This is a genomic window from Lacinutrix chionoecetis, from assembly GCF_053604665.1.
Window position 1 is genome coordinate 470,741 of sequence record NZ_JBSHNQ010000086.1, and the last position, 12,477, is coordinate 483,217.

The window sequence follows — 12,477 nt, forward strand, 5'->3', positions numbered from 1 at the left end:
CGCCTTAATATGAGACAAACAGATAGACACTATAAATTCGATTGGATAAGCATACTTCTGTTTTTTTTACTGGCAAGTTTTGGGTGGTTAAATATCTTGTCGGCTTCGCATTCTGGTGAAGTTGTAGACTATTTTAGTTTTACAGAGTTTTACGGTAAGCAATTAATTTTTATTATACTTTCGGTAGTATTAATCATTCTTGTTCTTTCTATAGATGCTAAGTTTTACGAGCGTTTTTCCAGTATTATTTATTTTGCGTCGCTGCTCTCCTTAGTTGGTTTGTTCGTCTTCGGAAAAAATATTAATGGTGCAACATCGTGGTACGATTTAGGAGGCATGACATTACAGCCTAGTGAATTTGCTAAAGCAGCCACAGCCTTGGCAGTTGCAAAGTATGTAAGCGATTTGCAAACAGACATCAAGCAATTTAAACACCAACTTCGTTTATTTGCTATCATTATAGTTCCGGCATTTCTTATCCTACTTCAAAAAGATGCAGGAAGCACATTGGTTTATGGCGCATTCTTTTTTGTTTTATATCGCGAGGGACTTCCTAAAATTTATTTAATTATTGGGTCGTTATTTATTGTATTGGCTATCTGTGCTTTAAAATTTGGAATTATTATTACAATGTTCGCTGCAGCAATTATTGTATTTGCTTATTACTTTACACGTAAAAAGAAACCATCATTTATTCAACCTATTTTTACCTTATTAGTAGCCTTGGTTATTTCATTTGGAGTACGTTATGCGTACGAAAGTGTGTTGCCATTTCACCAAAAAGACAGAATTACCATTTGGTTGAGTCTTGAAAAAGATGCTGAAAAGCTGGAAAAGATGAAAAAAGAAGCGGCCTATAATCTTTTAGAAAGTGAAAAAGCCATAAGTTCGGGAGGCTTTACTGGCAAAGGGTTTATGGAAGGTACCAGAACTACAGGTAAATTTGTTCCAGAACAACATACCGATTATATATTTACCACAGTGGGCGAAGAATGGGGATTTATAGGTAGTTTTGGTGTGGTACTCGTTTTTGTCTTGCTTATTTTAAGAATCCTTCATCTATCCGAATTACAAAAATCGCAATTTAGTAGAGTATATGGCTACTCGGTTGCAGCTATATTATTCCTTCATTTTTTAATTAATATTGGTATGGTTATGGGCTTAATTCCTACCATTGGTATTCCGCTACCTTTATTTAGTTATGGTGGCTCTGGACTTTGGGGATTTACTATTTTGGTTTTTATATTCATTAAATTAGACTCTAATAGAATTAATGAATGGTAGTAAACTAAAACAAAGTTTATTAGTAGCTTTGTAATTCAATTCGAATTTTGAAAATAACCGAACAAATAAAACAACCTATCGCATTCGAGATGGATCTTTTTGAGCAAAAGTTCCGTTTGGCAATGTCTTCTAAAGTTGCATTATTAAACCGTATTACACACTACATAGTAAACCGTAAGGGCAAACAAATGCGTCCAATGTTTGTTTTTTTGGTCGCTAAAATGGTGTCTAATGGCGAAGTTTTAGACAGAACCTACAGAGGCGCATCGGTTATAGAATTAATACATACAGCCACCTTAGTGCATGACGATGTGGTGGACGACAGTAACAAACGTCGTGGTTTTTTTAGTATTAACGCCCTTTGGAAAAACAAGATCGCAGTACTTATTGGCGACTATTTACTCTCTAAAGGACTTTTACTTTCTATAGATAATAACGATTTCGATTTGCTAAAAATCATTTCGGTAGCAGTAAGAGAAATGAGCGAAGGCGAATTACTTCAAATTGAAAAAGCCCGACGCTTAGACATAACAGAAGACATTTACTACGAAATTATAAGACAAAAAACAGCCACGCTTATTGCTGCTTGTTGTAGTCTTGGTGCAGCATCTGTAAAACCAGATTCACCAGAAGTAGAAACCATGCGTCAATTTGGTGAGCTTATAGGTATGGCTTTCCAGATAAAAGACGATTTGTTCGATTATGGTTCTAAAAGCATTGGTAAACCTATTGGCATAGACATTAAGGAACAAAAAATGACCTTACCACTTATCTACGTGCTTAATAACGTAAGTAAAAAGGATAAAAACTGGCTTATTAATTCCATAAAAAACCATAACAAAGACAAAAAACGCGTAGACCAGGTTATTACGTTTGTTAAAAATAATGGTGGTTTGGAATATGCAGTTACAAAAATGAAAGCTTTTCAAGCCGAAGCCTTACAAATACTACAAGAATTCCCAGATTCGGACTATAAATCTTCTTTAGAATTAATGGTGAATTACGTTATTGAGAGGAAAAAATAAGTTTTTTTTTAAGTACCAGGCAACCTTTTTTAAAAAGTTTGCGTCTTTATAAATAGAACCACTAAACTAACGTGTTTTTTGAAAGTTATACAACTCTATAAAAATGAATTAAAGCTTATAAAAAAAGCTCAAAAAAACAATCGTGAAGCGCAACACGTATTGTATGAGTTGCATGCGCCAAAAATGTTAAGCGTTTGTAGGTATTATATAAAAGATGTGCAACACGCAGAAGAAGCCATGCTAAATGGTTTTTTTAAAGTTTTTAAAAACTTAAATAAATTTAGAAACGAAGGGAGTTTTGAAGGCTGGATAAGACGCATTATGGTTCGAGAATCAATTTCGTTTTTAAGGCAACAAAAAAATATAGAATTTGCGGTCGAAGACATCGAGATAAAAAACGATTACACTAATAATATCAATAGTGAAATAGAAGTGGAACACATACAAAAACTTATAGATAAGTTGCCAGAGGGATACAAAATGGTATTTGTTATGTATGCCATAGAAGGGTATAAACACCACGAAATAGCAGACTTATTAAATATAAGCGAAGGCACCTCTAAGTCACAATTATTTAAAGCACGAAAAATGCTTCAGCAAGAAATTAAAACATTAAACACATCGAGTTATGGCACCAATTAAATTTGAAGACGACATGAAAGAAAGGCTCGAAAAAAGAACCATCGAACCTTCTGCAAAATCATGGGATACATTAGCACAACGTTTAAATAACGAGGCTAATAAGAGCAATAAAAAAGGATATTGGTGGCTTGGTATTGCAGCAAGTATAGTGGGTGTTATACTAATTTCTAATATGTTCTTTAAGCAAAATACAACTATTAAATCTGAAATAATTATAGTTGATGAGACTATTGAAAAAGACACCATAAACACCAACATTAAAGAGGAAACCATTATTGTGCCTCAGCAAAAAGTAATTGTTACTGCCAAAGAAAAACAAACAACGATCAAAAAGAAAGTTTTAGTAAATAAGCCAAATAAAACACAACAACATCTGGCAAGTCATACTGAAAAAGAATACAAACAAAATAAGACTCTTGTTACAGAAAATAGTGTTACAGATTTGGTAAAGCAAAACAAAAAACACGAAGTGGTTATAGAAACTTATGTCCAAAATAATTCTGAAAAAACAGAAAACACTACTATTGCAGACAACGAAATAGATATCTTACTAAATCAGGCCATGCGCGACATTGCCATGCAAAAGGAACAAAAAACAAATATCCCTATAGATTATAACGGTTTACTTATAGATGTGGAAGATGAACTTGCAGAAACCTTTAGAGATAAATTGGTAAAAATGGCAAGAAAAGGCTACGAAAGCTTTAAAGAATCTGTTGCAGAACGCAACGATTAACAACAATAAATCATCAATTATAAATCAATTATCAACATGTGCTGGTAGCAACATTAGCACCTAAAAACGAACAATTATGCAGACCATTACAAAGTACCTAATTATTACATTTTTAAGCTTGTATGTTTATAATGTTTCAGCTCAGGACAGCATTCCAAAATCTAAGGAAGCCAGCGTAGAGACACTTAAAGAGGGCATTAAAACCGAAGAACGCGAGGCTTTAAAACTTGAAGTAGAAGCAATAAACAAACGTGTATTAGACAAAGAAATCACGTACGAACAAGCAGAAGATTTAAAGGAAGCCGCTGCAAAAAAGCGAGCTCTTAATATAGAAAACAGACTTGCTATTTTAGAGAATAATATAGAATTACACGAGCGTAATAATCCAGATTTTAACATACATAATCCAATAAATAGAAAAAAAGTAAAATTTGGAGTTACAGTTGGCGACGAAGATAGTTTTACTGGTGTTTCATTTTCTAAAAAAGAAGATGTAAAAAGAAAATACGACCGTAAAACATACAGCCATTTGGTGTTTGCCATAGGAATGAATAATGCCGTTATAGATGGTGTTGAATTTGGAAAATCGCCATACTATTTTGGCGAGTCTGGATTTGTAGAATTAGGTTTGGCTTTAAATACAAGATTATTAAAAGAATCTAATGCCGTTAGGCTAAAGTATGGTTTTTCTTTTCAATGGAATAAATACGATTTAAAAGATAATAAGTATTTTGTTGAGAATGGTAACCTCACAAGCTTAGAGTCTTTTCCATTAGACTTAAAAGAAGCAGAGTTTAGAATTACCAATTTAGTTTTTCCTCTTCATTTCGAATTTGGCCCATCTAATAAAGTAGAAAAGGAAGACTACTTTCGTTATAATATAGATAGAAAGTTTAAAATTGGTATTGGTGCTTACGCAGGGTTTAATATTGGCACACAACAAAAAATACGTTACGACCAGGATGGAGATCGTATAAAAGAAAAAATTAAAAGAGATTATAATGCTACTGGTTTTGTTTACGGAGTAAGCACGTATGTTGGTCTTGGTAACTCAAGTTTATATTTAAAGTACGATTTGTCTGAAACCTTTGATAAACAGCCAGTAAAACAAAATAATATTTCACTTGGAATTAGATTTGATTTCGATTAGAATCTTATTATTCAATTAAAAGCCTCTTTATTTTAATGAAAGAGGCTTTTTTATTTTACTAATCTTTCTGAATTAAATATAGCGTTGTAACTTTTTAATATCTGTCATGAATAGAAATTAGCTGAAAATTGATATAAAATTCAGTTTATAAATCGTGACACTTTCAGAAGCAATCGAATTATATTACATTTACAGTGTAATTCTGCAAACCTGCCTGTGCGGTAGACAAAGCAAAAAAAACCTAAAAATTGATATCAAAATCTTCCATAGACCAAGTATACGAAACTGCTCGATTAGAGGAGGTTATTGGCGATTTTGTTCAGTTAAAAAAAGCAGGTAGTAATTTTAAAGGGTTAAGTCCGTTTAGCGAAGAACGTACACCAAGTTTTATGGTTTCTCCTGTAAAACAAATATGGAAAGATTTTTCTACCGGAAAAGGAGGAAACGTTGTTGCTTTCCTAATGGAACACGAACATTTTACATATCCTGAGGCTATAAAATATCTGGCCAAAAAGTACAATATCGAGATTGAGGAAACAGAACAATCTAATGAGCAAAAGGAAGCACAGGATAAACGTGAAAGTCTTTATTTGGTTAGTGAATATGCAAACACTTATTTTAAGCACATTTTGCATAAAACCGACCAAGGTAAGGCTATTGGATTAAGCTATTTTAAAGAACGTGGTTTTACAGCCGAAACTATAAAAAAGTTCGATTTAGGTTACGCCTTAGACCAATGGAGCGCCTTTACAGACGAAGCCTTAAAAAAAGGATACAAACTGGAATTTTTAACCGAAACAGGCCTAACTATCGATAAAGGCGACAAGCAATTCGACCGTTTTAAAGGGCGTGTGTTGTTTCCCATACAAAGCATGAGTGGTCGCGTGTTAGGTTTTGGAGGCAGAATTTTAACCAACGACAAAAAGGCAGCAAAATACCTAAATTCACCAGAAAGCGATATTTACCATAAAAGTAAAGTGTTGTATGGTATTTACCATGCAAAACAAAGCATTGCAAAAGAAGACAATTGTTATTTAGTAGAAGGGTATACAGATGTGATTCAGTTTCATCAAACTGGAGTAACCAATGTGGTGTCGTCTTCTGGTACGGCTTTAACCAGCGACCAGATTAGGCTAATAAACAGGCTTACAAAAAACATTACGGTACTTTTTGATGGTGATGCTGCAGGTTTACGTGCTTCACTTCGTGGTATCGATCTTATTTTAGAGCAAGGCATGAATGTTAAGGTTTGTACCTTTCCTGAAGGTGAGGATCCAGACAGTTTTGCAAAAACAAACACGCTTGAAGAATTAACCCATTATCTTAAAGAGAATTCTAAAGACTTTATTCAATTTAAAGCTTCGGTTTTATTTGAAGAGTCTAAAAACGACCCGATAAAAAAGGCCGAAACCATAAGAGATATCATAAATAGTATTGCTAAAATTCCAGATCGTATAAAGCGTGAAGTGTATATTCAGGAATGTTCCAGAATTATGGATATTAGCGAAGAAGTATTGTTTAGCACGTTAGCGCAACTCACCAAAAAAGAAGCTGATAACCAGAGCAAGCAACAGCAAAAACCACAACAGGCTTTCGAGGTGATTAAACACCAGAAACCTTTAGAAAAAGTAGATGTGCAATACGTTTTAGAACGAAAAATTATAGAAATCTTGTTGCTTTACGGTAATAAAACCGAGGATTTCGAAGATTTAGTTTTAAAGGAAAACGATAAAGGTGCTTTAATTTTAGAGCCTGTAATACAACAGGCAAAAGTATTCGAAAAAGTGTTTTTAGATTTGCAGGACGATGAGATGGAATTTTCTAACGAGCAGTTTAAAAACCTGTATTATAAAATTATAGAAACCCTAAACCACAATCCGGAGTTTTCATCAGAGCATCTAATAAATAAAGTAGATGCACAAGTTGGTAACGAAATTACTACTATTTTAATGGAAGACGAGCGTTATTTTCTTTCAGATTGGGAACGAAAGAATATCTTTCCAAAATCTAAAACAGAAAGTATTGCTCAATTAGTAAGCGAAACGATTTTAAGTTTACGCTGCCATTTAATAGATAAAAAAGTAATTGGTTTTCAGCAAAAAACCTTAGAAAATAAACATGAGGTGAACACTACTATTTTAGAAGAAGTAAAGGACTATTCGGGATTAAAAATGTTGCTTTCCAGAAAGCTAAACCGTGTATTATAGCGCCATATTTTTAGACTGCTCTACAAGATCCACCAGGTTGTCAACATTTAATTTTTTCATTAAGCGTGCTCTGTAAGTACTCACAGTTTTTTCGTTTATTCCAAGCTCTTTAGCAATGTCCTTATTTCGTTTACCAGAAGCTAGTAGTTTTAAAACTTCTACTTCCCGCGTCGATAATTTTTTGTAATAAGAGCTGCCTTTAAGTCCTTTAGAATTTTGGTTTAAGCGCTTAGTTATGGCATCACTAAGATACATTCTGCCACTATTTACTTTTAAAATGGCTTCTTTTAAAGAAATAATGTCTATAGTTTTAGGTATATAGCCATCGGCTCCAGCTTTAATAGAACTCACCGCATAGACCTCTTCGGCCTGGCTGCTAAACATAATTATTTTGGTGTCGGGAAATTCTTTTTTAATACGCCTTATGGCAGTAATACCGTTAAGTTTTGGAAGATCGATTTCCGTTAACACGACATCAACAGGCGTGTTTTTTAAAAATTCGAAGATAGCTTCACCATTATCAACACTGCCTACAAACTTTATATCACGCATAGCGTTAAATACAAGCTCAAGACCTTTGCTTACAATAGGATGCTGATCAACCACTAATAGCTTGACCATGATTTTAAGTTTTGTATTTCTTATTTTAAGTGGTTAGCCTTAAACAAAAAATGATAATAGATAAATTAAATAGCAATGCAAAGGTAGCGAATATTATAATATCTTTAACGATTACATAAATTCTTTGGGAATTTCGCAAATGGGAATCGGTATCATCTTGTGTTTGTTTGAGTTATTATAATTTTTATAGATTTTAAACACTTCTTTTTCTCTTCCATCGAAGTCTTTTTCTGTCATACCATTCTCACTTTTTTGCATTGCCCATTCTAATTCTGGGTAAGATGCTCCAATCTGGTCTTCATCACTTCTGGCATCTCCAAAAAGGCCATCACTTGGTGCCGCTTTCATAATAGATTCTGAAACATTTAAATAATCGCCAATAGCATACACTTCGCTTTTAAGTAAATCTGCAATAGGGCTTAAATCCACACCACCATCACCATACTTTGTGTAAAAACCAACACCAAAGTCCTCGACTTTATTTCCAGTTCCTGCAACCAGTAAGCCTAATAAACCTGCATGATAATATAGCGTTGTCATGCGTAAGCGTGCGCGCGTGTTAGCCAAAGCCATATCTACCACTTCTTGTTTCCCTTTAAGGGATACTTCGGTTTTAAATTCTTCAAAAACAGGAGTTAAATCTGTACGCATAGCGCTAACATTGGGAAACTTTTTTTGTAATAAATCTATATGTTCCTGCGCACGCGAAACGTGACTTTCGGCCTGATGAATGGGCATTTCTAAACATAATACCTCTAAGCCAGTTTTGGCACATAGCGTTGAGGTAACAGCAGAATCTATTCCGCCAGAAATACCAACAACAAAACCATTAACTTTTGCGTTTACAGCATAGTCTTTTAACCAATTAACAATATAATTTACTACTTTTTCTGTTTGCATTTTTTAAAGGATTTAAAACAAAGAATAGTACCTTTGCCAAACAAAAATAACGCAAACACGTTAGGAATAAAAATGAAAAGCCTTTTGAAATCTATATTTTTTATTTTGCTGTCTTTTTTAGGCGTTTTGTCTTGTGAAAAAGAAGACAAAACTGCAGCTGAAATTGAAAACATCAACATCGATTTTTATATTGAAAGATTCGATAAAGCCTTTGCTACAGCTTCTCCCGAAAATTTAAAGGCACTACAATCTGCTTTCCCATTTATGTTTCCAGCAAAGTACGACGATGCCTTTTGGTTACAAAAAATGAAAGATACCTTGCAGGTAGAACTTCAAGAAGAAGTATTAAAAAAGTTTAGCGATTTAAACACCGAAAAAACAGACATAGAATCGCTGTTTAAACACTTAAAATACTATTTCCCGCAGTTTAAAACACCACGAGTTATTGCGGTCGCTTCAGATGTAGATTATAGAAATAAGGTGGTGGTAACAGATACTATTGTTGTTTTGCCACTAACTAATTACTTAGGTGAGAAGCATTATTTTTATGAAGGTATCCAGGAATATATTGCAGAAGAATTAAAACCAGAACAGCTGGTTGTAGATTTAGCAAATGAGTATGCTAAATATTTTACGTTTCAGCAACGTAGAAAAACATTCATAGACGATTTAATTTACGAAGGGAAGCTGTTATATTTTAAAGATAAAGTAATTCCATTTAAAAACGATGCTCAAAAATTAGGCTTCACAGACTCCCAATTTGAATGGGCTCAAGATAACGAAGAATACATTTGGCGCTATTTTGTAGATAAAGAGTTACTGTTTAGTACAGATACAAAATTGCCAAACCGTTTTATAAATCCTGCGCCTTTTTCTAAATTTTATTTAGAAGAAATAGATAATGAATCTCCTGGAGAAATAGGGAAGTATATAGGCTGGCAAATTGTGAGAGCCTATATGGAAAATAATACGGTTAATTTTAAACAAATGCTTTCTAAAAGCGCAGAAGAAATTTTTGAAAATTCTAAATACAAACCACGACGATAATGGCAAATTTAAAATCTAAAATCACTCTAAACGTAGAATTAGATGAAAACAGAGTTCCAGAGAAATTAAACTGGACAGCACAGGATGGAGGTATAACTAATGCAGAAGCGAAAGCAATGATGCTTTCTGTTTGGGATAGTGCAGCACAAGAGTCGCTACGAATAGATTTATGGACTAAAGATATGCCTGTTGATGAGATGAAAGTGTTCTTCCACCAAACATTAGTCGCTATGAGTAATACTTTTAATCGTGCAACACAAGATGAGAAAATGACGGCAACAATGAAGGATTTTTGCGATTATTTTGCCGAAAAACTGGAAATTAAGAAGTAGAAATAATTGTTTTGTTTCTATAACATTTTGTCTCTTAGGCAAGTATAATTTTTAAAATGTATTTATGATTAACCTTAAATAAAAGTAGTTAATCGGTTTTATTGTTAATACTATATTTCATTTCATATCTTATTTTGTTATTAATCCTAAAACAAATGAAATATGAAAAAAATTACTTTATTAATTGCGTGTATTGCCTTGAGCTTTAGTGCGTATTCTCAACAAACTATATCTTTTGAAACTGGAGAAGGCTATAATTCCGGAGATATAAACACTCAAAATGGCTGGACAGCAACACCTTGCGGTGCAGGTTGTAATGTTGCTAACCAAATTATTACTGCTGATGATGCATCAGTTGGAACAAATTCACTAAAGATTGATCAAGACCCAGCATTCGCAGGACAATCAAGTCCAGTAGTTGGTGCTTTTTACGATTATACAACAGCAATTCCTTATGCTATGTCTGTTTTTTCAGCAGATATAAACATTAGCGAACAAAATGCCAGTAGCTCAGATTTTATATTTGGTTTGGTTAATACAACAGGAGGAAGTTTTGTAACCTATCTTAGGTTTACTTTCGAAGGAAACATTCATGTATTAGTCGACGATGGAACAGGTACAGTAATTTTGCCAGACACTATGGTAGATTGGGTTGCTACAACTTGGTACAATGTTAAAATAGAAATCGCTGGAACTTTAGTTAAGTTTTTTATTGATGGCACAGAAATCTATAGTGCTACTGTCGCTACTGCGGCAGATATAGAGCAGGTAAGGTTCGCTCATGATAATTTTGCAGGTTTCGCTTACGTAGATAATTTTAAAACCAATAATGAGCCATTATCTGTTGAAGAGTTCGATATAGGAACTATTAAAACGTATTACAATAAGCAACTTAATGCCTTAGTATTAGAGTCTACAGATTCTGAATTTACAAATATCGACGTTTATGATATTTTAGGCAAAAAGGTAGTATCTAAAACACTTAGTTTAAATGAAGAACAAGTTAATTTAGAGACCATTCAACAAGGTGTTTATGTTGCTAAAGTGGCGACACAAAACGGTACTAAAACGATTAAATTCGTTAAAAGTTAAACGGGTTTAACTCAATTTAAAAAAGCGATTTCATTAATTTGAAATCGTTTTTTTTTTTGTTAGATAGTTGTCCGCAAGTAGCATCAATATCTTTGAATCAGCTTACCGCTGTAGTTTACAGCATTATCATTGCTTAAATAAATCTATTTTTATCTAGTACGCCTACACTTTTTCCTACCTTTTCCTTTTGAAAGGTAAATCATAATAGTTAAAATTTAAATTCATTGTAAACTATTTAATCGGTTGTTAATCGATTAAATAGTTGCTTAAATTTTAAGTTTTTGTTAGTTTATAATATAATTAATTAAAACATTTTAAATATGAAAAAAATTACTTTATTACTTTTTACAATATTGGTATTTTTCCAATTTGGTCATGCTCAGTTATCCGAAGATTTTGAAGCAAGTACAGCAATACCTGCTGGATGGGCTTCATTTATTGGAACTAATGGAGAAGGAACAGTGCAAAACTGGCAAATTAATGATGGAGCAACAAATAATGTAGCGTTTGTAAATTGGGAAGCTGTTACAACAACAGCTGAAGATTGGCTCGTTTCTCCACAATTTACAGTCAATGCAACAAACTATATTTTATCTTTTGATCAATCTGATAGTTTTGCAACAGATTATGGTTCTACTTATACCATTCGAGTATCCACTGCATCTCAAACCACACATGCCGATTTTACAATTGTAGATACTCAAACTGAAACCGATGTCTGGTCTGGTGGCCCTCTAGCGCAACACACTGTAGATTTAACAGCATATATTGGCCAACCCATATATGTGGCTTTTGTTATGGAAAACAATGATGGAGACCGTTGGATATTGGATAATATTGAAATGATTGCTAATGCAACTGCTCCAGATCCAGTGACTACTCCAACTCCAGCAGACATGGCAGTAGATATATTTGTTGATCCTGTAGATAATGCAGTTGCCTTTTCTTGGATGCCAGCTGCAACTGGTGATGCAGCTACTGCATACGACCTTTATTTGGGAGATTCGCCAAGTACATTAGCTTTATTAGGTACTTTAGGAGGAACATCTGTAAATGTTACCGGAATGACATATTCTACTTTGTATTATTGGCAAGTTGTAGCTAAAAATGTTGGTGGTGATGCTGTTGGTTCTTCAACTTGGAGTTTTACTACAGAAACAGACCCAACATTAGGGGTTGACGAATTTGAAAATATTGCTACATTTTCTGTGTATCCAAATCCAGTAAGTGACATTGTTAACATTAAAACAAATTTAACTATAGACACTATTAATGTAGTAAATATGTTAGGACAAACTGTTAAAGTTTTTAATAGTAATACTATAACAAATAATGCTATAGATGTTAGTGGTTTAAATAATGGGTTGTACTTTCTAAATATTAGTGCAGAAGGAAAAACACAATCTATTAAAATAATTAAAGACTAAATTATTTACTTATT

The 12,477-nt window shown here is 33.4% G+C and carries 12 protein-coding genes; 10 read left to right on the forward strand and 2 right to left on the reverse strand.

The features are described 5' to 3' along the window. The first annotated feature begins 9 nt into the window (after positions 1-9). From rodA to dnaG, 6 genes are all read left to right on the forward strand, one after another. Positions 10-1,284 (forward strand): rod shape-determining protein RodA, encoded by a 1,275-nt coding sequence (rodA, locus tag ACVC43_RS14315; RefSeq protein ID WP_452225215.1) that lies wholly within the window; start codon positions 10-12, stop codon positions 1,282-1,284. A 47-nt stretch (positions 1,285-1,331) separates the two neighbouring features. Further along, complete coding sequence (locus ACVC43_RS14320; protein ID WP_452225216.1) at positions 1,332-2,309, forward strand: polyprenyl synthetase family protein; 978 nt, start codon at positions 1,332-1,334, stop codon at positions 2,307-2,309. 78 nt (positions 2,310-2,387) lie between these two features. Beyond that, the gene (locus tag ACVC43_RS14325; protein ID WP_452225217.1) at positions 2,388-2,951 is read left to right on the forward strand and encodes an RNA polymerase sigma factor; all 564 of its coding nucleotides are present in this window, start codon (positions 2,388-2,390) and stop codon (positions 2,949-2,951) included. After that, positions 2,938-3,687: a hypothetical protein gene (locus tag ACVC43_RS14330; protein WP_452225218.1), complete on the forward strand. Its 750-nt coding sequence runs from the start codon at positions 2,938-2,940 to the stop codon at positions 3,685-3,687. The genes ACVC43_RS14325 and ACVC43_RS14330 overlap by 14 nt, the downstream gene beginning before the upstream one ends. A gap of 76 nt (positions 3,688-3,763) precedes the next feature. Next, positions 3,764-4,837, forward strand: coding sequence for a hypothetical protein (locus tag ACVC43_RS14335; RefSeq protein ID WP_452225219.1), 1,074 nt, complete (start codon positions 3,764-3,766; stop codon positions 4,835-4,837). A 248-nt stretch (positions 4,838-5,085) separates the two neighbouring features. Next, positions 5,086-7,044 (forward strand): DNA primase, encoded by a 1,959-nt coding sequence (gene dnaG / locus ACVC43_RS14340; protein WP_452225220.1) that lies wholly within the window; start codon positions 5,086-5,088, stop codon positions 7,042-7,044. Here the strand turns inward: dnaG and ACVC43_RS14345 are convergent. Both ACVC43_RS14345 and nadE read right to left on the reverse strand, forming a co-directional pair. Continuing rightward, the gene (locus tag ACVC43_RS14345; protein WP_452225221.1) at positions 7,039-7,665 is read right to left on the reverse strand and encodes a response regulator; all 627 of its coding nucleotides are present in this window, start codon (positions 7,663-7,665) and stop codon (positions 7,039-7,041) included. The genes dnaG and ACVC43_RS14345 overlap by 6 nt on opposite strands. 111 nt (positions 7,666-7,776) lie before the next feature. Beyond that, complete coding sequence (gene nadE / locus ACVC43_RS14350) at positions 7,777-8,565, reverse strand: NAD(+) synthase (RefSeq protein ID WP_452225222.1); 789 nt, start codon at positions 8,563-8,565, stop codon at positions 7,777-7,779. A gap of 84 nt (positions 8,566-8,649) precedes the next feature. On the opposite strand from nadE, the gene gldB reads away from it, so the two are divergent. The 4 genes from gldB to ACVC43_RS14370 all read left to right on the forward strand — a co-directional run bounded on the left by gldB (position 8,650) and on the right by ACVC43_RS14370 (position 12,463). Then, positions 8,650-9,612 carry a gliding motility lipoprotein GldB gene (gene gldB, locus ACVC43_RS14355; RefSeq protein WP_452225223.1) on the forward strand — a complete coding sequence of 321 codons (963 nt, stop codon included), beginning with the start codon at positions 8,650-8,652 and terminating at the stop codon, positions 9,610-9,612. After that, positions 9,612-9,944, forward strand: coding sequence for a gliding motility protein GldC (gene gldC, locus ACVC43_RS14360; RefSeq protein WP_452225224.1), 333 nt, complete (start codon positions 9,612-9,614; stop codon positions 9,942-9,944). The genes gldB and gldC overlap by 1 nt, the downstream gene beginning before the upstream one ends. A gap of 162 nt (positions 9,945-10,106) precedes the next feature. Further along, positions 10,107-11,036, forward strand: coding sequence for a T9SS type A sorting domain-containing protein (locus tag ACVC43_RS14365; RefSeq protein WP_452225225.1), 930 nt, complete (start codon positions 10,107-10,109; stop codon positions 11,034-11,036). Between the two features lie 320 nt (positions 11,037-11,356). Continuing rightward, positions 11,357-12,463 (forward strand): choice-of-anchor J domain-containing protein, encoded by a 1,107-nt coding sequence (locus ACVC43_RS14370; RefSeq protein WP_452225226.1) that lies wholly within the window; start codon positions 11,357-11,359, stop codon positions 12,461-12,463. The last annotated feature ends 14 nt before the right edge of the window (positions 12,464-12,477 follow it).

Excerpts from the sequence above, each read along its gene's own strand:
- gldC (WP_452225224.1), top strand. The coding sequence starts at position 9,612 with ATGGCAAATTTAAAATCTAAAATCACTCTAAACGTAGAATTAGATGAA.
- ACVC43_RS14330 (WP_452225218.1), top strand. The coding sequence starts at position 2,938 with ATGGCACCAATTAAATTTGAAGACGACATGAAAGAAAGGCTCGAAAAA.
- nadE (WP_452225222.1), bottom strand. The coding sequence starts at position 8,565 with ATGCAAACAGAAAAAGTAGTAAATTATATTGTTAATTGGTTAAAAGAC.
- rodA (WP_452225215.1), top strand. The coding sequence starts at position 10 with ATGAGACAAACAGATAGACACTATAAATTCGATTGGATAAGCATACTT.
- ACVC43_RS14345 (WP_452225221.1), bottom strand. The coding sequence starts at position 7,665 with ATGGTCAAGCTATTAGTGGTTGATCAGCATCCTATTGTAAGCAAAGGT.
- ACVC43_RS14335 (WP_452225219.1), top strand. The coding sequence starts at position 3,764 with ATGCAGACCATTACAAAGTACCTAATTATTACATTTTTAAGCTTGTAT.
- ACVC43_RS14365 (WP_452225225.1), top strand. The coding sequence starts at position 10,107 with ATGAAAAAAATTACTTTATTAATTGCGTGTATTGCCTTGAGCTTTAGT.
- ACVC43_RS14370 (WP_452225226.1), top strand. The coding sequence starts at position 11,357 with ATGAAAAAAATTACTTTATTACTTTTTACAATATTGGTATTTTTCCAA.